This window comes from Aquirufa sp. Wall-65K1 (assembly GCF_054558475.1).
Map to the genome: position 1 here is coordinate 100,929 of NZ_JBPXKD010000006.1, position 20,360 is coordinate 121,288.

16 protein-coding genes are annotated in these 20,360 nt (G+C 40.2%); 8 read left to right on the forward strand and 8 right to left on the reverse strand.

Annotation, left to right across the window (positions count from 1 at the left end; translation table 11 throughout):
• Position 1 precedes the first annotated feature (1 nt).
• Together ACST15_RS10360 and ACST15_RS10365 are read left to right on the forward strand one after the other, a co-directional pair.
• Positions 2-1,486, forward strand: coding sequence for a DUF1501 domain-containing protein (locus ACST15_RS10360; protein WP_459454581.1), 1,485 nt, complete (start codon positions 2-4; stop codon positions 1,484-1,486).
• A gap of 56 nt (positions 1,487-1,542) precedes the next feature.
• On the forward strand, positions 1,543-3,159 hold the full coding sequence (locus ACST15_RS10365; protein WP_459454628.1) for an FAD-dependent oxidoreductase: 1,617 nt from the start codon (positions 1,543-1,545) through the stop codon (positions 3,157-3,159).
• Positions 3,160-3,438: 279 nt separating this feature from the next.
• On the opposite strand, the gene ACST15_RS10370 is transcribed toward ACST15_RS10365, so the two are convergent.
• Positions 3,439-4,881: an AAA family ATPase gene (locus ACST15_RS10370; RefSeq protein WP_459454582.1), complete on the reverse strand. Its 1,443-nt coding sequence runs from the start codon at positions 4,879-4,881 to the stop codon at positions 3,439-3,441.
• Between the two features lie 6 nt (positions 4,882-4,887).
• Positions 4,888-6,006 (reverse strand): vWA domain-containing protein, encoded by a 1,119-nt coding sequence (locus tag ACST15_RS10375; protein WP_459454583.1) that lies wholly within the window; start codon positions 6,004-6,006, stop codon positions 4,888-4,890.
• Positions 6,007-6,154: 148 nt separating this feature from the next.
• Between ACST15_RS10375 and ACST15_RS10380 the strand changes: the two genes are divergently transcribed.
• The gene (locus ACST15_RS10380) at positions 6,155-6,910 is read left to right on the forward strand and encodes a sterol desaturase family protein (protein WP_459454584.1); all 756 of its coding nucleotides are present in this window, start codon (positions 6,155-6,157) and stop codon (positions 6,908-6,910) included.
• Positions 6,911-6,919: 9 nt separating this feature from the next.
• The gene (locus tag ACST15_RS10385) at positions 6,920-7,840 is read left to right on the forward strand and encodes a metallophosphoesterase (RefSeq protein WP_459454585.1); all 921 of its coding nucleotides are present in this window, start codon (positions 6,920-6,922) and stop codon (positions 7,838-7,840) included.
• Here ACST15_RS10385 and ACST15_RS10390 read toward each other — a convergent pair.
• The 3 genes from ACST15_RS10390 to ACST15_RS10400 all read right to left on the reverse strand — a co-directional run bounded on the left by ACST15_RS10390 (position 7,837) and on the right by ACST15_RS10400 (position 12,692).
• Complete coding sequence (locus tag ACST15_RS10390) at positions 7,837-8,766, reverse strand: SGNH/GDSL hydrolase family protein (protein WP_459454586.1); 930 nt, start codon at positions 8,764-8,766, stop codon at positions 7,837-7,839. The genes ACST15_RS10385 and ACST15_RS10390 overlap by 4 nt on opposite strands.
• Positions 8,763-9,563, reverse strand: a complete 801-nt coding sequence (locus ACST15_RS10395; RefSeq protein ID WP_459454629.1) for a 3-keto-disaccharide hydrolase — start codon at positions 9,561-9,563, stop codon at positions 8,763-8,765. The genes ACST15_RS10390 and ACST15_RS10395 overlap by 4 nt, the downstream gene beginning before the upstream one ends.
• A gap of 132 nt (positions 9,564-9,695) precedes the next feature.
• Positions 9,696-12,692 (reverse strand): PVC-type heme-binding CxxCH protein, encoded by a 2,997-nt coding sequence (locus ACST15_RS10400; RefSeq protein ID WP_459454587.1) that lies wholly within the window; start codon positions 12,690-12,692, stop codon positions 9,696-9,698.
• A 164-nt stretch (positions 12,693-12,856) separates the two neighbouring features.
• Here ACST15_RS10400 and ACST15_RS10405 point away from each other — a divergent pair, with 164 nt between their 5' ends.
• The 4 genes from ACST15_RS10405 (at position 12,857) to ACST15_RS10420 (ending at position 17,323) form a co-directional block, all read left to right on the forward strand.
• Complete coding sequence (locus ACST15_RS10405; protein WP_459454588.1) at positions 12,857-13,708, forward strand: LiaF transmembrane domain-containing protein; 852 nt, start codon at positions 12,857-12,859, stop codon at positions 13,706-13,708.
• Between the two features lie 141 nt (positions 13,709-13,849).
• The gene (locus tag ACST15_RS10410) at positions 13,850-14,869 is read left to right on the forward strand and encodes a sialidase family protein (RefSeq protein ID WP_459454589.1); all 1,020 of its coding nucleotides are present in this window, start codon (positions 13,850-13,852) and stop codon (positions 14,867-14,869) included.
• Between the two features lies 1 nt (position 14,870).
• Positions 14,871-16,376 carry a sodium:solute symporter family protein gene (locus ACST15_RS10415; protein ID WP_459454590.1) on the forward strand — a complete coding sequence of 502 codons (1,506 nt, stop codon included), beginning with the start codon at positions 14,871-14,873 and terminating at the stop codon, positions 16,374-16,376.
• A 2-nt stretch (positions 16,377-16,378) separates the two neighbouring features.
• A complete protein-coding gene (locus ACST15_RS10420; protein ID WP_459454591.1) occupies positions 16,379-17,323 on the forward strand; it encodes a dihydrodipicolinate synthase family protein in 945 nt (314 codons plus the stop codon).
• Here the strand turns inward: ACST15_RS10420 and ACST15_RS10425 are convergent.
• From ACST15_RS10425 to ACST15_RS10435, 3 genes are read right to left on the reverse strand one after another with little or no spacing between them, the layout of a single operon-like run.
• A complete protein-coding gene (locus ACST15_RS10425; protein WP_459454592.1) occupies positions 17,320-18,105 on the reverse strand; it encodes a polysaccharide deacetylase family protein in 786 nt (261 codons plus the stop codon). The genes ACST15_RS10420 and ACST15_RS10425 overlap by 4 nt on opposite strands.
• A gap of 1 nt (position 18,106) precedes the next feature.
• Positions 18,107-19,402 (reverse strand): hypothetical protein, encoded by a 1,296-nt coding sequence (locus ACST15_RS10430; RefSeq protein WP_459454593.1) that lies wholly within the window; start codon positions 19,400-19,402, stop codon positions 18,107-18,109.
• Between the two features lie 41 nt (positions 19,403-19,443).
• Positions 19,444-20,307, reverse strand: coding sequence for an AraC family transcriptional regulator (locus tag ACST15_RS10435; protein ID WP_459454594.1), 864 nt, complete (start codon positions 20,305-20,307; stop codon positions 19,444-19,446).
• Positions 20,308-20,360: the final 53 nt, after the last annotated feature.

Sequence of the window (20,360 nt, forward strand, 5' to 3'; positions counted from 1 at the left end):
TATGGGACATAGACATACCGATCCATTTCGTTTATCGCATCCTGATTTAGAAAAGCTTAATCGGGGATTAGACCGACGAGATTTTTTGAAAAAGACCGCCATGGGTTTTGGCGCCATCGCGTTAAATGGCCTTTTGGCTTCAAATCAGGCACATGGACAATCCATAGAGGAGCAAATCATGCAGGCATTGCCCAGAATTGCCCCCAAGGCCAAACGCGTGGTGTATTTATTCATGAGTGGAGGCCCCTCACAGTTTGAGACTTGGGATTATAAACCCGAACTCAGTAAGCGAATGGGTCAGGATTTACCCGATTCCATTCGTAAAGGACAACGTTTAACTGGCATGAGCGCCAATCAAGCGATTTTGCCCGTTGCGGCATCAGCCTATGGATTTAGGCCCTATGGACAAAGCCAAACTTGGGTGAGTGATTTATTGCCTTATACAGCTCAGGTGGTGGATGAATTATGTGTCATTAAATCCATGTTTACGGAACAAATCAACCATGATCCCGCTATTACCTTTTTTCAAACTGGACACCAATTGCCCGGTCGGCCATCCATCGGTTCTTGGATGAGTTATGGTTTGGGTTCGGAGAATCAAAACTTGCCCGCCTTTATCGTGATGGTCTCAAAGGATGCCTCTAAAGATCAACCCTTGTATGCTCGACTGTGGGGAAATGGCTTTTTGCCATCCGAACATCAAGGAGTTCAGTTTAGGTCAAGTAAAGACCCCGTTTTGTTTTTGTCGAATCCTGAAGGATATGATGGGCAAGATCGACAGGAAATGTTGGCATATTTGAAACAGTTGAATCAATTACAAAATGAGTCTTGGGGAGATCCGGAAGTAGATGCGCGCATTGCTCAATATGAGATGGCATTCAAAATGCAAACTTCCGTACCCGAGGTGATGGATGTCTCAGATGAACCGCAAGAGGTGTTTGATTTATACGGACCAAACAGTCGGGACAAAGGAAGCTTTGCGGCCAACTGTTTGTTGGCCAGAAAGCTCTTAGAAAAGGATGTCCGTTTTGTTCAATTGTACCATCAAGGCTGGGACCACCATGATAGTTTACCTAAAAACATTGTGAACCAATGTAAGCAAACGGATCAGGCTACGGCCGCTTTGATCATGGATTTGAAACGAAGAGGGATGTTAGAAGATACTTTGGTGATTTGGGGTGGCGAGTTTGGTAGAACGGTTTATTCGCAAGGTAAATTATCACCAACGGGTTATGGTCGAGATCATCATCCTAAGTGTTTTAGCATGTGGATGGCAGGAGCAGGAGTTAAGGCAGGTACAAGCTTTGGTCAGACTGATGACTTTAGTTACAATATAGTCAAAGATCCCGTGCATGTGCATGATTTTCAAGCTACTTTGTTGCACTTGATGGGAATAGATCATGAGCAATTAGTGTATAAATACCAGGGTCGTCGTTTTCGACTAACCGATGTACACGGAAAAATAGTGAAGGGGATTTTAGCTTAATTTTTTCAATTTCTAACGAATTTTCAATGAAAACTTGCAGGTTTCTTTTGGCATTAATGTTCACTTGGGTTGCCATGCCTAGTTGGGCGCAGAAAAATACCTATACCGCAGATGTCATTATTTATGGAGGAAATGCTTCGGCCATCATAGCGGCGGTTCAAGTAAAAAAAATGGGGCATAGTGTCATTGTGGTTTCGCCAGATAAACATCTAGGGGGCTTAACAGCTGGAGGATTAGGCTTTTCGGATACGGGGAATAAAGAAGTGATTGGAGGCTTGTCGAGGGAGTTTTATCAAAGAATTTACCAACATTATCAAAAAGAAGAGAACTGGCTTTGGGAAAAGAAGTCGCAATATGGAAATAAAGGCCAAGGTACAGTGGCCATGGATGGGGCAAATAGAACCATGTGGATTTTTGAACCCCATGCCGCAGAGCGGGTATTTGAGGATTTGGTGAAGGAGTACCAAATTCAAGTATTGCGTGACGAATGGTTGGACCGCAGTAAACAAGGCATCCGATTAAAAGACAGCAAAATTCAGGAGATGGCAACTTTGTCTAAGAAGCATTTTGTGGGTAAAATGTTCATTGATGCCACCTATGAAGGCGACTTGATGGCCTTGGCGGGAGTGAAATACCATGTTGGAAGGGAAGCCAATTCGGTGTATGGAGAAAAGTGGAATGGGGTACAAGTGGGAGTATTTCAGCATGGGCATTATTTCAAATCCAAAATTAGCCCATATGTGATTGCCAATGACCCTAGCAGTGGATTATTGCCAGAGGTTTCTACCGAAAAACCGGGTCCTAATGGCTCAGGTGATCATAAAATTCAGGCTTATTGCTTTAGGATGTGTTTAAGCAATCATCCAGATAACCGCATTGCTTTTCCGAAGCCAGCAGGCTATGACCCGAATCGATATACTTTGTATGCCCGGGTCTTTGAAAGTGGTTGGCGAGAAACCTTTGATAAGTTTGACGCGATTCCGAATCGAAAGACGGATACCAATAACCATGGCCCATTTAGCACGGATTTTATCGGCAAAAACTACGATTATCCAGAGGCAAGTTATGCCCGCAGAAAAGCCATCATTAAAGAACATGAATTATACCAAAAAGGATTGATGTATTTCTTGCAAAATGACCCTAGGGTGCCATCAGAGGTTCAGGAACGCATGAAAACTTGGGGATTGGCGAAGGATGAATTTAAGGACAACGGAGGCTGGCCGCATCAATTATATGTGCGAGAAGCCCGCCGAATGTTGGGAAAATACGTGATGAAAGAAGCAGATGCCTTGGGAAAAACTAAAATTGAAGAACCGATTGGAATGGGTTCTTATTCTTTGGATTCACACAATGCGCAGCGCTTTGTGACGGCAGAAGGCTATGTCCAAAATGAGGGAGATATTGGAGTGCATCCAGATAAACCTTATTCCATTAGCTATGGCTCCATTGTCCCCAAAGAACAGGAATGTCAGAACTTATTGGTACCCGTTTGTTTGTCTAGCTCGCACATCGCCTATGGATCCATCCGAATGGAACCCGTCTTTATGATATTGGGACAATCTGCAGCCACCGCAGCGGTATTGGCTATTCAGCAAAAAACCAGTACGCAGCAAGTGCCCTATTCGCTATTGAAAGATCGACTTTTGAAAGATGGGCAGGTGGTGAGTTATTAGTTATTAGGGGTTAGGGTTTAGAATGAAGAATGAAGAATGTAGAATATCTTTTCCCTAATTAGATTGGTCAAAAGCCATAATTGAACATTTTCCCCTAGTTAAATCGTTCTGTTTCTAAAATGGTTTCAAATTGATCCCCTAAAATCTTTTGGAACAAACGAGGGTAATTAGGCAATAAAATCCTGTAATTTGAATTTGCCAGAAATACTTAAACTATCAACCTATTTCAGGACAAGACTCAAGACATTCTTCATTCTACATTTTCCATTCTACATTCTATCAAAGCAAATCCTTAAACTGATACCCCTCCGTAATACGTTCCTTACTCAATTTACGGTATTCGGATAATCCCCAAAGCACTAATTCTTTCATGAAATAGCGGTCTTCCTTCTTGACTTTTGGGATGTATTTTTTCAATAAATCATCCAAAGGTTTGATGGAGTCAAGGCTACTTTGGTATTCTGCATCTGGACAATCATCCGTAATCACCACACCGCCTTCCGTGAAGATAAATTCCAATAAAGGATCATAAGGGCTCACTAAATCCTTTTTGTTTAATTTCTCAATCTTAGGAAAATAGTTGGGGAAAAAATGATGCACCGCCTGACTGATTAGCTGTTGGGCTACTTCTGCTGCCCCTTCTTGCTCGCCTTCATACACTAACTCTACTTTTCCTGTAATGGATGGAATGATGCCCATGAAATCCGATAATCGCAAAGAAGTATGTTCATCTCCAGCTCTCAAGGAACGTCTTTCGGCAGCGCTCATTAAGTTTTCCAATGCGGTGATGCTCATGCGCGCACTTACACCACTTTTGGCATCTACAAATTCACTATCTCTTGCCACAAAGCTGATTTGCTCCAAAATATCCATGGCTAAATCAGGAATGTATACTCGATCTTTTTGCTCTTTTTCTAGCTTGGCTTCTTGCGCCGTAATGGTTTTGGCAATTTCGATGCTTTCAGGATAGTGTGTCAAGATTTGAGAACCAATACGGTCTTTCAAAGGAGTAACAATACTACCACGGTTGGTATAATCTTCTGGATTCGCCGTAAAAATAAATTGCAAATCCAAAGGCATGCGCAATTTGAATCCACGGATTTGAATATCACCCTCTTGTAAAATATTGAATAAAGCCACTTGAATGCGGGCTTGTAAATCGGGTAATTCATTGATGACAAAAATACAGCGATTAGCCCGAGGAATCATCCCAAAATGTATCACTCGGTCATCGGCATAAGAAAGCTTTAAATTAGCTGCTTTAATTGGGTCTACATCCCCTATCAAGTCGGCCACCGTCACATCAGGGGTAGCTAATTTTTCAAAGAATCGCTCATCACGGTGTAACCATGAAATAGATGTTGCATCTCCTTTTTCAGCAATCAAATCTTTGGCATAACGTGAAATCGGCTGAAAGGGATCATCGTTGATTTCTGAACCGCTGACAAAAGGAATATATTCATCCAAAAGTGTGACCATCAACCGTGCCAACCGGGTTTTCGCCTGTCCACGTAGGCCAAGTAAGTTAATGTTATGTCGAGATAAAATAGCTCTCTCCAGCTCAGGAATAACCGTGTGTTCAAAACCATGCACTCCTTCAAACGGAGTTTGTCCCGACTTTATTTTGGCAATCAAATTTTGTCTTAATTCATCTTTGATTCCTCTACTCGTATAACCTGATTTTTTTAACTCTCCTAAGGTGGCAATGTTGTTCATGGACATGTGGCTTTATTTAATGCGTTTTTTTCGATTCGTTTCGTAGTCTTCAAAGATCATTTCTCCCAATCCTTTTAGCCCTGTATAAAAGGCTTTGCCTTGATTGGCTTGGGTAAATTCATTCACAAATCGTTGCAGGTATTGATCCCGAGCAATCATGAATGTGGTGATAGGAATATGTAATTTTCGGGCTTGCTGAGCTTGGGTATAGCATTTGTCAACAATGTACTCATCTAGGCCATTGCTATTCATGTAGTACTCCCCATTCGGTAATTTCACACAGCTGGGTTTACCATCTGTGATCATGAAAATCTGCTTATTGGTATTTCTTTTTCTTCTTAAAATATCCATAGCGAGCTGTAAGCCTGCCACGGTGTTGGTATGGTAAGGACCTACTTTGAGGTAGGGCAAATCTTTGATGGAAATACTCCAGGCGTCATTGCCAAAGACCAAAATATCCAAAGTGTCTTTAGGGTAGCGTGTTGTGATAAGTTCGGCTAAGGCCATGGCTACCTTTTTGGCTGGGGTAATTCGGTCTTCTCCGTACAAAATCATGCTATGACTGATGTCTATCATCAGCACGGTACTCATTTGAGATTTATGTAAGGATTCTTCGACCACCAAGTCATCTTCGCTGAGTTGGAATTGGTCCATGCCATGATTAATCTGGGCATTGCGTAGACTTTCTGTCAAAGAAATTTTTTCTAAACTGTCGCCAAAACGGTATTCACGAAACTCACCCGTATGTTCATCGCCACTACCGGGATGTTTGCTTTTATGGTTTCCTGACCCACTGCGTTTTAAGTCACCAAAAATCGTATCCAGCGCTTGTTGACGAATGGCTCTCTCTGTTTTGGCGGTGATGCCCAAACCCGAACTCCCATCTTCCTTCGTTTCGTCCCGTATATAGCCTCTTTTTTTCAGGTCTTCAATGAAATCGTCGATGGTATAGGCCTCATCCGTTAGCTGATATTCTTTATCTAATTCCCGAAGCCAGTCGATCGCCTCATCCAAATCACCTGAAGTATGCACAATCAGCTCTTTGAAAATAGCAAAAAGCTTATCGAAAGGGCTCTGATTCTCAGGCTCATAGATTTTAAAATAGAAGGCTCTTTTATTTTCTTGACTCATGTCATGGGGTTGGGAAGCTTTATAGTAACGCTAATCTAGGCTTTTCTGTTTCATAAATGTAAAAATATGCAGGATGAGTTTGAATTCGGACTGGCAAAGTTTTTTAAGCGGCTTGAATTCCATATTTTTACCAGGCAAAATTATACCTATGAGCGTAGAAAAATTTCTTCAAATTGCCTTGAGTATAGGTAGCCGATATTACTTGGTGGCAGGAGTATACTTCTTGATTTTCTATGTCCTTTTTAGGAGGGCCTTATCCAGTAAAAAAATACAAGCTGCATTTCCTGCTAACAAGGATTATTTGCGTGAAATGGCTTATTCATTTGGGACCATAATTCTTTTTGCGGCCGTACCCATTTTCATTGTACAAAACCCAGCCGTAAGGCCCTATACGACGCTTTATGACCGAATGAATGAGATGGGTTGGGGCTATTATTGGTTCGCGTATTTGTTGATGTTTTTAATGCACGACACCTATTTCTATTGGGCTCATCGAATTATGCACCATCCAAGTATTTTCAAATGGGTCCATAAAGTACATCATTTGTCGACTAACCCTTCGCCCTGGGCGGCTTATGCCTTTCACCCTTTGGAATCTATCGTAGAAACGGGCATTTTTGTCCTATTTGTTTTTACGATTCCAGTGCATCAAAGTCACATATATTTGTTCTTCTTTTTCTCCATCATTTACAATGCTTATGGCCATTTGGGATGGGAATTATATCCAGCAGGTTTTTCTAAAACTTGGATTGGCAAATGGATTAATACTTCGGTAAGTCATAACCAGCATCATAAATATTTTAAAGGAAATTATGGCTTGTATTTGCTGTTTTGGGACCGGATTATGGGAACTTTACGCGAAGATTATGATGCGACTTTTGAAAAAGTAAAGCAAAAAACATAAACCTATCTTATGAAATTTTTATCAACATTCCTTTTCAGCTTACTGCTGTGTCTGGGAGCTTTCGCTCAAAACAAAAAATTTGATTTCATCGCGTTTGGAGATATGCCCTATAAATTGCCTGAAGACTATGCTAGGTTTGAGGGAGTGATCAACAAGATAAATCAAGAGAAACCTATTTTTAGTGTTCATGTGGGAGACATTAAATCCGGGTCTACCCCATGCTCTACGGAGTACTTTTATAAAATACATCAGTATTTTGAAACCTTTGATCAGCCTTTGGTATATACACCTGGTGATAACGAATGGACGGATTGTCACCGCAAAGCTGCTGGAGAATATGATGCCAATGAACGCTTAAAAGAACTGAGAAAAGTGTTTTTTGCTAAGAAGGAAAGCTTTGGGAAGAAGAAGATTAAATTAGTTTCTCAGTCTGAGAATCCTGCTTTTGCTAATTATGTGGAAAATAATGCTTGGGAATATGGCGGTATACAATTCGCGACGATTCACTTAGTGGGTTCAAACAATAATTTGAAAGGGGGAAATGCCGATAACACGGAATTTAATGATCGCGAAAAGGCCAATCAAGCGTGGTTGGAGGAAGTGTTTGCGAAGGCGAGCAATAAGAAAGGTTTGGTGTTTTTTACACAGGCCGACATGTTTTACCATGGTGCTGTTCCAACCGGATTTACTCAAATTGTAGAGAAATTAACAGCATTAACCCGTGCCTATGGAAAGCCTGTTTTGTGGATCAATGGAGATTCACATCGCTTGATTATTGAGAAGCCATTGTTGATGCCAGATAAGAAGTCGACGATATTGAATTTTACGCGTTTACAAGTTTTTGGAGAGGCGGATATGGAAGCGGTTCGGGTGATTGTTGACCCTAAATCATCACAATTATTTTTGTTCGAACAATTGATGGTGGACTAAGGAGCGAGCATCGCGTCTATTTGCTTGTCTATGGCTAAAGATAATTGTAGGGCTTCCATCAAAGGAAGTCCTTTTTTCATTTCAGGTCGCCGATGTCCTGTTGAGCCAAGCCAAGCATCCTTCATCAAATTATGTCTTTGCACAATGAGTTGATAGAAAGCCTGAGGGTCTTTCAGATTCGATAAAGCTTGGAGGATGGAGTTCGATTGAAGTATATTCTTTTGACCTAAGTGAAATAAAATTTGTTGGGCCATAAGCCAATGTCCCAAATCTCCCGGATGAACACCATCCTTCGCTAAAGCAAAATTTGGGTCTATCTTTTGTTGGTTCGATTGGTATTGCTTCATAGGAAAATGCACATCAATCACCTCCCAGTTTTTTTGTTGGATGAGCCATTCTGAATAGCGATCTAGTACTTGGGCATAGCCTAATTTTTTCCCTAATAATTCATCGTAAGGGGCGGGAGTCAGGTGTATGATTTTAGAACCCCGAGCTTCAATTTGGGCATGTAGCCAAGTAATGCCATCTTTAAATTTTTGAAAACGAAGGGAATCCAAAGGCAGGTAAATGCCATCATTCATGCCATAGGAAGCAAAAACAATATCGGGTTGGGTTTGAAGTAGCACACGGTCCAATCTTTCGTGTAAATCTGGCCTAGGAAATCGCCCATCGGCATGTCCTTCTTCTGACAAGCCTGAGACGGTTTCACTAGGTAAACCGGCATTGATGAATTCAATTTTATGTTGGGGGAAATGGGCTTTGTGGTAAGCTTCTATCGCCTGCACATAACCAGCAGCATAGGTGATGCTATTACCTAGAAAAAGCACTCGTTTGACGGAGGCATCAAATAGCTGAGCTTGTAAGCTACTCCATGAGCAAATGAAAAGTAAACATATCCAGGGCAATGGTGTCTTTTTTAGCCTCATTTTTTTCTGGATTTTGGAATGGGTAAAACTTGAATTTCGATATTTCTAAAATCGATTTCTTGGCCTTCGCTTTGCAGAGCAATATATCCCTCTTTCAATAATTTTCCATCAATTTTGATCGCAGGATCATAGCCATTGGCCACACCTCCACCAATTTGAGGTTGGGTATATTCCAATACCTTTTCTCCATTGATATAATGGCTTACTAAGGAATCTCCTAGTACTACGAGTTCGGCTTTTACCCATTGATCTCCTTCATAGGTCTTAGAACTAGAGTTAATGCAATGCCTCGGATCTTTTCTACCCTGATAAAATACATCCGTTCCGGGTGAGCACATATTTCCTGTGGGTCTAGGTTTTCCATCGCCTAAGCCGGCCAAAAATTGCATTTCCACAGAAATTGGCCAATCCTGTTCTTTTGGCATGGTTTTGGGGTCTTGAGAGTGGAACATGACACCCGAGTTTTTTAAGGTATAATCGGGGGCATCTTTTCTCCAAATACCCGTAAATCGATACTCTAAGCGGAGTTTATAGTATGAAAACGGTTTTTTATAATACAAATGCCCATAGCGATTATTAAAATGGTCGTATTGGTCATACCGCACTTTAATCATGCCATCTTCTACCCGGAATGTTTGACCGTAATTATCTCCCACTTCATGGTGGTATATTTTTACAGTCCAATCTTTGATGTCTTTCCCATTAAATAAGGAAACCCATTTTTCTTTTTTAGGCTTGAGACAAAAGGCATTAAATGCCAATAATAGGGCGATACATGCTAGTGCTGTTTTGGACATCATTATCAGTTAATAGGTAAATAGAGCGAATGTCCAAATATATCAGATTCTTGAATAAAAAATTCGATTATTTTGTTTTTGTAACAGGGTTGACAGCGTTCCAAACGCTGGCAACCCTAGTCATTTTTCGGTTTAAATTCCTTTGATAAATGCCACTAAATCAGCCATATCCTGAAGTTTGATATTGGCATCTAATCCATTTGGCATGGCAGAAACCTTGGATGCGACTCTTGACTTGATGCGGTATTTCTCGATAACCTGTACGGCTCCACCCATTTGTTTTAAACTTAGGGAATTATCATTTTCAGAAGTTATAATTCCGGATAGTCGGGTACCATCGGATAATTGTAAATCCCAGTTGCCATATTTATCAGCGATGGAGTTATTCGGGTTGATAATTTCAGTAATAATTGAAAGCGCATTTCTACTTTTCAACGTTGACAAATCTGGCCCAAATGCTACTCCAGCGACCCCTTTGATTTGATGGCAAACGGTGCAATTGCTCTTAAAAATTTCTTTGCCTTTTGCCGCATTTCCTGCCATATCAGCTGCAGGTAAATAGTTTTGTAAAACGGCTTTTCTATCCTCACTGATGGCCAAAACCTCACGCGCTAATTTTCGGATATTGGCATCATACGAATTCATTAGCTCTACCAATTGAGGCCACTCCAAATCTGACTTAGGGATATTTTTATTAGCAATTTCCTTCAAGAGTGGAATCATGTATTTTTCATTCACAATTTGATACCGAATCCAAGCCTTACGAGAAGGCATTTTCATCTTGGTGTATACTTGATTGATCTGGGCTATTTCTTGAGTAGATATTTGATTAGGGAGCGCCTTGATACTAGCCAATTGAATGGATTCACTGGTAGAAGTACGAATGAATGAAATTAATTTGCTAGTGAATGCTGGATCCTTTGGCAAGCTTAATAAGGCTAAGGCATCCTCCTGGAATTTGGCATCTTGACTGCCTGAAAATTTAGCAAAAACCTCTTTAGCAAATGCTTTATCTGCCGGTAAACCTACCGCTTTAAATACCGCTATGATGGCATGGCGCATCTTAGCATCTGGGGAAATCATGAAGGATTTAGCGAGGGCATTTTTTTGCTTTTCATCCAAGTTAATTTTCTTTTCGGCATAATCAGCATAGGAAGCTAAACCTTTAAGTAAAGCTGCCTGCCACCAATCATTGCTTACTTGTAAATCGCTCGTTAATGCTAAGAAACTTATGTCTTGCTTTTTCATTAATGCCGCTGCGGCATAGGCAAAGAAATTTTCTTTTCCCTCTGAAGGCTTATTCCCAAAGTTGGCAATCGCTCCTTTTAACAAATTTAATTCTGAGCCCTTTGATGCGGCAATAGCAGCTACGCCCACCCAATGGTCGTCAATATCTTGATTCAAAATAATACTTCTCAGAGCTACGGCTTCTGGAAAAGTAAAAAAGGCAGAAGAACAAAGCCATTGAAAACGAACGCGGGCATCCGTATCTTTAGCGGTTTCTATGATAGATTGGGTCAATGCTTTATCGGAGGCGAAAGCCGGTAAATGCCAATGCTGATCGGCAATTTTTAAAGCGTTTTCACGCACCCCGGCCGTTTTATTTCCTAATGCTCCCACCAAATCTGCTGGAGTCAATTTACCCCAATCAGATAATAACCATAAGGCCGGTACACTGGCTTCTGCCTCCTTATTGGCTATGATTTCTTGTAAAGCTGGTGCTACCGAGACATCTTTGCGATGGAACAACAAGCGCTGCGCAGTCTTTCTGAACCAACCATTGTCGGATTGTAAAAGCTCCACCAGCTTTTCGGAGGATTCTTTCGATAAACGTGTTTCATTCATCCAATTCATTCCTGTCCTTCCTTTTTTAGTGATTCTATAAATGCGTCCCTTGGTTTTACCATTGTACAAGGCTCCGCTTTTATTCACTTCTTCCGACATCCACTCCGGATGCTCGATCAATTGTCGGTAATAGTCAATCACATATAAAGCCCCGTCAGGTCCTACATAAAAATTAACGGGTCTAAACCAGGGGTCTTTGGAAGCTAAAAATTCTTTTTTCTCCAATAGTCTTTTGCCAGAAAAGGTAGAACCTTTCGAATCAATGATATCGGCATGGACTAAATTATGTACTGGTTCGCCAACAAAAGTCACTTGACTAAAATCCTTTCCAAATGCACCTCCATCATACCAGGTGATGCCGCAACTTGATGTCACGACTCCCACATCGGTTAATAATTGATGATTGGGATTCTCTGAAATGGGATATACCTCACAAGCATCCCCATGATCGGGGATTTTTTCCATGGCTTCTGGTATAACTAAATTTGGGTTGGTGCTGGTATAGCGAGCATCCAATACTTCATGGTATAAATGATCGGCATTATCCGTATAAAATCGATGGCCCCAAGGGTCAAAGGTATGGCCGTATTGAGTTTCTCCTGACATGGATTCTAGTCCAAAACTATCTGGTTTGAAGCGCACATTTCGCCCATTACCATTTTTGGGAAGAATATTTGCCTTTGGATTTGAAGGATAGCGAATGTCACTTCCTTTATCCCCAAACAGGTATTCATAGGCAAAGGAATTGATGGATCCAGAGTGGCCTAAGTAAATCCAGTTGTCAAGACCAAACTTAGGCGTATTCATATTGTGTTGGGGATTGGACAAAGAAAACCCAGTTAAGATGACCTCTCTTTTATCCGCTTTATTGTCGCCATTGGTATCTTCGAAATAGAGGATATTAGGAGCATCAGCCACGATGATTCCCTTTTTCCATTTCATAATTCCCATGGGAAGGGTCAAACTGTCCACAAAAATCTCCGATTTATCTGGATAGCCATCACCATTGCTGTCTATAAGTTTACGCACTTGTCCCGTTTTACTTAAGTCCAAAGGGTAACCTGGCATTTCTAATACGAACCAGTTGCCATCTTCATCTATTTCCATAGCTACAGGATCAGTTACCAAGGGTTCTGCGGCGACCATTTCAATTTCAAATCCTTCCATGATTTGAAAATCATCAAGGGCTTTTTGGTGTTCTTTGGACAGCTTGGGAGCATTCTTTTTCTCAGTTGAACAAGCGAAAATGCTGAGACAAAGAGCAATGAATAATAAATTACGCATGGTGTTTTATAGGTTTAGTTATCGCAAGTTAGTGTATTTATTAATTTTTGATGAGTCTCAAAATCAAACAAAAAACAGAATTTATACAATATGCTAGATTTTATTATCAACATGTATAAATAGTTGTCTTTTGTCGGTCTTTGTCAGCATGTTACACCGTCATTTTGACAATTCACCTAGCTGCTTTATCCGTTTATCCCAAATTGGATGAAGGAAATAATCCTTTTGATTTACTTGTTAAAATAATTGTATACCCTAAAATCATGAGCAAAAAATCTACTTCAAAATCTAGCAGTACCGTAGGTATTGTATTCCTATTAGTTGGTGTCGTATTTTTTATTCGGCAGGCTGACTGGTTCTTATTCCCTGATTGGCTATTTACTTGGCCTGTCATCTTGATCATTGTGGGATTAGTTTCTGGTATTAGTAGTTCTTTCCAAAGGACTGGTTGGATTTGGCCAGTATTAATAGGCGGGGCCTTCTTGGTAGACCGAGAATTTATGGATATTGATATTTTTGAGTATACCTTACCTATCGTATTTATCATTGTCGGGATTTCTTTGATTCAGAAGTCGAACCGTAAGAAAAATAAGGACTCATCCGGCTCAGACATGGAAAATGATTCCTTTTCATTTGATAAATCAAATACCCATTTTTCTATCAATGATGACCCATTTTTAGCGGTATCCGTAGTTTTTAATTCGAGCACTATTCAGGCTACGAGCAAAGAATTTAAAGGAGCCAATTTGACCAACATTGTAGCGGGTTTGGAAATTGATTTTAGCCAAGTTTCATTCGAAGGAGAATCGGCAAGTATTGAATTAACTCAAATCATGGGAGGGACTACTTTATATGTGCCTGCACATTGGGAAATTAGGCAGCATTACACAACTTTATTGGCAGGTTTTGAAGATAAAAGAAAGACTTTTGGTAATAATATAGAAGGTGAGAGGAAGATTTTACGTATAAATGGCTTTCAAGTTTTGTCAGGAATTCAAATTAAAGATATCCGTTAAGTATACGTTTTTTGGCTGCAGGAAGGTATTTTCATAAGTTTAAATTCGTTTTTTGGAGACTCTTTTTTTCAAAAAATTAGCTAAAAAGGGTGATTTTCTCATAAATAGTGTAATTTCGCTTTCCATTGAACCTATTTAACTATGAAAATTTTATACATACTGGCACTTATGGTGCTAGGTCAAGGAGCTTTCGCGCAGATTACTAGCTCAGAATTTATTTACGATAAGGCGCCATTTCCAGAATGTCATGCCTCCACCATTGAAGAGACCCCCAAAGGCTTAGTTACGGCCTGGTTTGGAGGAACCGAAGAGCGTAATCCAGATGTAGGAATTTGGGTGAGCAGAATGGTGAATGGTAAATGGACGGCTCCGGTAGAAGTAGCTAATGGGGTTCAAAATAGTACCATTCGCTATCCCCTTTGGAACCCCGTTTTATTCCAAATGCCTGCCTCAAAAGGAGGAGAGTTATTATTATTCTATAAAGAAGGACCTACCCCTAGAGATTGGTGGGGTATGATTAAGCGCTCGAAAGATGGCGGTATAACTTGGTCAAATGCTGAACGATTGCCACTCGGTATTTTAGGTCCGATTAAAAATAAGCCTGTAATGTTGAAGGATGGCACCTTGCTTTGTCCAACTAGTTCAGAGGACAATGGCTGGCGCGTTCATTTTGAAATGACCAAAGATGGGGGTCGTACCTGGTCACGCACCGATGCCATAAATGATGGAAAAGAGTTTTCTGCCATTCAACCGAGTGTCTTGTTTTTAAAAGACGGACGTTTACAAATTCTTTGTCGGAGTAAGAATGGATTTATTTTAGAGGCATTTTCTTCGGATCAAGGTAAAACCTGGACAGCTTTAAAGGCCATTTCGCTTCCAAATCCCAATTCTGGAACTGATGCAGTAACCTTAAAGGATGGCCGTCAAGTATTGGTTTATAACCATGTGACTAAAGAATCTCAAGAATGGGGAGGTAAACGTTCTCCTCTAAACGTAGCAATTTCTTCGGATAGTAAAACTTGGAAAGAATTGGCTGTATTAGAAACAGAGCCTAAGGCTGAATTCTCCTACCCAGCAGTGATCCAAACGAAAGATGGTAAGATACATATTACCTATACATGGAAGCGAGAGAAGATTAAGCACGTTGTGATCACTTTGTAATATGACACTACCTATTCTTGATCTTAGCATCATTGTAGTTTATTTGCTCTGCATGGTGGCCATAGGTATTTATTTTTCAAGGAAAAATAATAGTTCCGAGCAATTTACAACGGCTTCAGGCCAAATTCCTGGCTGGGCTTTAGGTTTAAGTTTTTACGCTACTTTTTTAAGTGCCATCACTTTTTTGGGTGACCCTGGGAAATCATTTGGGTCAAACTGGAATCCTTTTGTCTTTAGTTTATCCATTCCATTTGCGGCCTGGGTTTCCACCAAGTATTTTGTTCCTTTCTACCGTAACTCGGGAGAAGTTAGTGCCTATACGCACTTAGAAAAACGTTTTGGAGCCTGGGCAAGGACCTACGCCATGGTCTGTTTCATCATGACGCAATTGGCCAGGATGGGTACTATTTTTTATGGAATTGCCTTGACTATCAATGCCCTTACGGGTGTAGATATGCGCTTGATTATCATCGTTTCTGGTTTATGCATCATTTTTTACACCGTTCTAGGTGGCATGGAGGCAGTTATCTGGACGGAAGTAATTCAGGCCATTTTAAAAACCATGGGTGCACTGATGATCGTTGGTATTATTATTTACCAAACAGGTTTTTCCAAGGTTATCGAAGTTGGGATTCGCGATGATAAATTTAGTTTAGGAAGTTTTGATCCAGATTTTAGCACCAGTTCCGTATGGGTGGTTTTGTTGTATGGTTTCTTTATCAATTTGACCAATTTCGGAATTGATCAAAACTACATTCAGCGATACCATACAGCAAAAGATGCCAAAGAAGCGGCTAAAAGCATTTGGTTATGTGTATTTTACTTTGTTCCAGTTTCTTGTTTGTTCTTTTTTATTGGAACAGCGCTCTATACTTTTTACATGGAAAATCCAGCCTTGATTTTGGAATTAAAGCAGCAGGTTTCCGCTGAAAAAAGTATTGCCCTAGATGCCCTAAAACCGGCTGATTATGGGGATCGTGTTTTGCCATTTTTCATGAAGACACAGATTCCAAAAGGTTTGTTGGGTTTATTGATGGCGGCTCTGCTATCAGCAGCTATGAGTACCATGAGTAGCGGTATGAATAGCTCGGCTACCGTATTTTTAAAGGATATTTATTTACGGTATGTTCAAAAGGATTTACCAGCAGCTAAGCAATTGAAAGTATTGCATATCGCTACGGTGATTATGGGCTTATTGGGTATCACCTTTGGCATTAGCATGATAGGCGTCAAAAGTCTCTTAGATGTTTGGTGGAAATTATCAGGGATATTTGCAGGGGGTATGTTAGGGATTTTCTTACTAGGTTTTTTATCAAAACATGTGGAAAATTTGGCGGCCAAAATTGGGGCCATTGCCGGCGTGGCCATCATTGCTTGGATATCTTTTAAAGATAGTTTCCCAGAAGCGTATAGAAGCCCCTTTGATTCTAAAATGACCGTCGTATTGGGGACCATTTCCATCATATTAATCGGTCGCCTTGTTCAAAAATTTGTTAGTAAAAAGTAAAAATGATGCAGCAGAAATTACCGAAGGGTTTCGTACCCGTGATGATAAGTAGCTTCAAAGAAGACCATTCTTTGGATTTGGAAGGAATAGCCCGTTTAACGGAAATGTATATTCAAACAGGTTCAGTTGGCCTATTTGCTAATTGTTTGTCGAGCGAAATGTATGAATTAACTCGTGCAGAGCGCTTAAGTTTAGTCGAAACTGTTGTGAAAACGGCAGCAGGAAGAGTGCCAGTAGTGGCTACGGGAACGCTAGGAGATAGTATCGAGGAAATGGCAGATTTTTCTAAAGCTATTTATGCTTTGGGAGTGGATGCTGTGATTGTATTAAATAACTTGATGGTGAAGGAAGATGAGTCAGATGCGGAGTTTTTAAAGCATATGCACCATTTCATGGATTTGACACCAGGAATTCCCTTTGGCATATATGAGTGCCCTGTACCTTACAAGCGCTTGATTAGTCAAGAGGTATTAGAAGATTTATTACCGTCAGGACGTTTGGTATATCATAAAGACACCTCCTTGGATTTAGCTAAGGTTGCCTTACGTATTCGTACTGCTCAGGGTTATAATTTTGGTTTATACGATGCCTACATGGGTCATGCTGTCTCTGTATTAAAGGCAGGTGCCATGGGATTGTCTTGTATTCAAGGGAATTATTTTCCAGAGCTGATCGCTTGGCTATGTGCCAACTTTAATACACCTGGAAAAGAAGATCAAGTGGCCACTGTACAAAAGTTCTTTATCGACAATATGGACGTGATGCATACGGTTTATCCAACCAGTGCTAAATATGTATTACAAAAAAGAGGCTTCCCCATTCGTTTAGCTACCCGCCGTGATGTAGGTAAATTAACGCCGAAGGAAACCTCTGCTTTGGATAAACTAATCCAGGATTATTTGGCTTTGCCTATGGTAAAAAGTCTGGATTTTGGGCCATTAGTTTAGCGTGATTGAATGAATTTGGCTACCGTTCCCATGGGGGCAATCCAAATACCATTAGCTGGATTATTGGCATATTCCATGAGTTTTTTGAGCATACTGAGTCGGGTAGTTTGATTACCCGACTCATTCATTTCATGACCAGCCAATACCAACCATTTTCCTGAATTTCTAGCCTCTTCAATCAAAGGTAAGATTTGTTCAAAATCTTGTCCATCCATTTCTATACCCGTCAGTTGAGCAAAATTATGGTAAGTAGGGTCGTTGGGCGCTTCGCTTTTCCATAACCTGCCTAATAAAAAATGCTTGGCTATGAGTGGCACATAGCTTTGCGTTTGAGCGGCATTCCCAATAAAGGTTTGTCCGCATGGATAGGCAAAAACTTCGGCTTTTACCCCGAGGTTCTTTTCGATGGAAACATTGCAATCTAATATGTCCTTCTCCATTTTTTCTAGGGTATAGTTTTCTAGTGCATTGCTTCTAGACCAAGTAAATATTCCTGTGCAAGGGTGGGAAGTACTGTGGTTCCCTATTTCGTGTCCTGCAGCAACCGCTTTCTTCCAAGCTGCTAAGTTTTTTTCCATGGCACCAGGGTTAAGGAAAAAAGTAGCTTTTACGCCGTATTGGTTGAGCAGCTGTGTACCATGAATTACCTGACTAGCACGGGCATCATCAAAACTGAGGCTCAATGCCATCTTTTTACCTTGGGGCCAGGTAAAATTTTGAGCAAAAGAAGGAATAGCCACTAAGAGGGCTATTCCCAAAAGAAGGTGAGGGATTTGTTTCATGTTATGGTTTAGGTGTTTCAAGTGGAATTTCTTGTCCAAATCGTTTATGAGAACTTTTGATTTCATCGTGCGAATTGGAAGCGATAAATGCCAATACGGCGATGAATGCCAAGACGATACCTAGGTTTTTCGCATAGCTTTTCCATGAAATAGAGTAATTTTCAAAGCTAAGGTCTACGCGATTAAGTAAATATAAAATGATACCAAAATTGACAAGGTATAAATATTGCTCAATACGGTAGGTACTTAAGAATGCCCCGGTGATCATGATGCTTAATAACATGTAAAGACCAAAATGACCGATGAAGAATTTTCTGATATCCTCATAGGTTAAGGACTTGGATTTGGCATGCACATTGATCCAATATATTCCAGCAAATAGGATTAATAATAGGGAATCCCATCGAACCGATAGTTCCATGGCCTGATCGGAGGATTGGAGTAAAGGGGTAATGGTTTTCTCCAAACGGTCCATACGGAAATTTTGTTGCCACATGGTAAAGGGAATAATCAGCACTAACATCAGTATAGGAAACCATTGTTTAGTATACTTTTCCTCGCTTGTATCTTCCCAATGGGAAGTAAACGTACCATAAGCCATACCTATTCCACCAAAGAAACCGAGCGAATACTCCATCACATTCCAGAAATTGAATTTTATTTCGGAAACATGTCCTAATACTTGTAAGAAATTACCAAAAGCAAAACCAAAGCCTCCGCCTAGTCCGGCAAATAGCGCTACCCGTAGGGCGGAATATTGTTTGGTGCGAAACATAAACCAGGTAAGTGCGGCAGCCATTCCTAAAACACCTGCCCAAGATTCATCTCTTGGTGGAGTCATTAGCCATTCATATTGTTGGATGATGAAAAAGTAAAATAAGATAGCTCCAACAACCATTTCAACTAAAAGCTGAGGCCAGGCAACTGGGCTTTTACTTGAGTTGGATAGGCTAAGTCCAAATAAACCTCCACCAATAAAACCATAAAGCCCTCCGATAACAAAAAGGGAAATTAAGCCATAATAGACATTGATAAATTCTGTATCTCGGCCGTAACCTACCACCAGGCCATAGCTCATCACGCCACCAATTCCCCAACCCATAGCTCCCGAAACGATAATTTGAAAAGCCTTAGAAAACCAGTCTTGTCGTTTGGCTACTAGTAAAATTGCGATGGACCCAATGGAACCAGCCCAGGCAGCACCATGTTCATGTCCAAACTGGCCACGTATAGCCCATGCCGTTCCTAAAGACATCCCTACTGTCAGTAGAGATAATAATAATTTTTTGTTGTTCATTGTTTGATAGGTTTAGAAAATGTTAACAGAATATTCAGGTATTAATTGAATTCCTTCGCATACTGAAAAGGAGTTTTACCAGTGGTTTTTTTAAAGGCTTTATTGAAGTTGGTGAAATTATTGAAGCCCGATTCATAACATATTTGGGTTACCAGAAATTGATTTTCCTTAATCAATTTACAAGCGTATTCAACCCGTATTTCATTTAGGAAGCTGGCGTAGTTTTTCCTGGTTTTGGTCTTAAAATACCGACAAAATGACAAGGGACTTAAATGGGCAATGCTGGCAATTTCATCAATACTAATCTTTCTTTTGAAATGCTTAACGGAGTAATTATAGATTAAATTTAGGCGTTCTGTTTCTTTTTCGCTGGTAGAATTTTCTAGGATACCCATGGAAAGAATTTCCCTTTCTTTACTCATGGAAAGTAGATCTAAAATTTGATACAAGTGTAAAACTAGGTTATCATTTTCATTGTCTAGGATAGAATTCATCCGACAAATAATTTGTTTTTTGGTTTCACCTTGTATGCGGATTCCTTTTCTAGCTTCTTCTAATAATTGAAAAATAAAGCGATTTTCGTGTAGTTTAAGGAATGAATTTCCAAATAAATCAGGGTTAAAATGGATAACCAGAGCGCTAGCTTTTAGGTCTTCGTCGCCTTGGAAATACACGTTATCACTTCGTAAATAGTGTGGACAATTGGAGCCAATTAAGAGTAAATCGCCATCTTGAAATCGTTGAATACTATCACCCACAAACTGGGTTCCAGTTCCTTTTTCAATTAATAACAATTCGATTTCCGGATGGTAATGATACTTGTTAAAAAAGTAATTAACTATGTCCCGACGAACACTAAATGAACGCAGTGGTTGGTTCGAAACTTTAAGTAAATGAGCCTTCATTGAATTATTAAAGTTGTTAATTTAGAGGTATTGGAGCTATTATGCTAGAATAG

Coding starts and splice junctions, on each gene's coding strand:
- ACST15_RS10360 (WP_459454581.1), top strand. CDS start 2: ATGGGACATAGACATACCGATCCATTTCGTTTATCGCATCCTGATTTA.
- ACST15_RS10390 (WP_459454586.1), bottom strand. CDS start 8,766: ATGAGGCTAAAAAAGACACCATTGCCCTGGATATGTTTACTTTTCATT.
- ACST15_RS10365 (WP_459454628.1), top strand. CDS start 1,543: ATGTTCACTTGGGTTGCCATGCCTAGTTGGGCGCAGAAAAATACCTAT.
- ACST15_RS10395 (WP_459454629.1), bottom strand. CDS start 9,563: ATGTCCAAAACAGCACTAGCATGTATCGCCCTATTATTGGCATTTAAT.
- ACST15_RS10400 (WP_459454587.1), bottom strand. CDS start 12,692: ATGCGTAATTTATTATTCATTGCTCTTTGTCTCAGCATTTTCGCTTGT.
- ACST15_RS10425 (WP_459454592.1), bottom strand. CDS start 18,105: ATGAAACAAATCCCTCACCTTCTTTTGGGAATAGCCCTCTTAGTGGCT.
- ACST15_RS10420 (WP_459454591.1), top strand. CDS start 16,379: ATGATGCAGCAGAAATTACCGAAGGGTTTCGTACCCGTGATGATAAGT.
- ACST15_RS10370 (WP_459454582.1), bottom strand. CDS start 4,881: ATGTCCATGAACAACATTGCCACCTTAGGAGAGTTAAAAAAATCAGGT.
- ACST15_RS10415 (WP_459454590.1), top strand. CDS start 14,871: ATGACACTACCTATTCTTGATCTTAGCATCATTGTAGTTTATTTGCTC.
- ACST15_RS10375 (WP_459454583.1), bottom strand. CDS start 6,006: ATGAGTCAAGAAAATAAAAGAGCCTTCTATTTTAAAATCTATGAGCCT.
- ACST15_RS10410 (WP_459454589.1), top strand. CDS start 13,850: ATGAAAATTTTATACATACTGGCACTTATGGTGCTAGGTCAAGGAGCT.
- ACST15_RS10435 (WP_459454594.1), bottom strand. CDS start 20,307: ATGAAGGCTCATTTACTTAAAGTTTCGAACCAACCACTGCGTTCATTT.
- ACST15_RS10380 (WP_459454584.1), top strand. CDS start 6,155: ATGAGCGTAGAAAAATTTCTTCAAATTGCCTTGAGTATAGGTAGCCGA.
- ACST15_RS10385 (WP_459454585.1), top strand. CDS start 6,920: ATGAAATTTTTATCAACATTCCTTTTCAGCTTACTGCTGTGTCTGGGA.
- ACST15_RS10430 (WP_459454593.1), bottom strand. CDS start 19,402: ATGAACAACAAAAAATTATTATTATCTCTACTGACAGTAGGGATGTCT.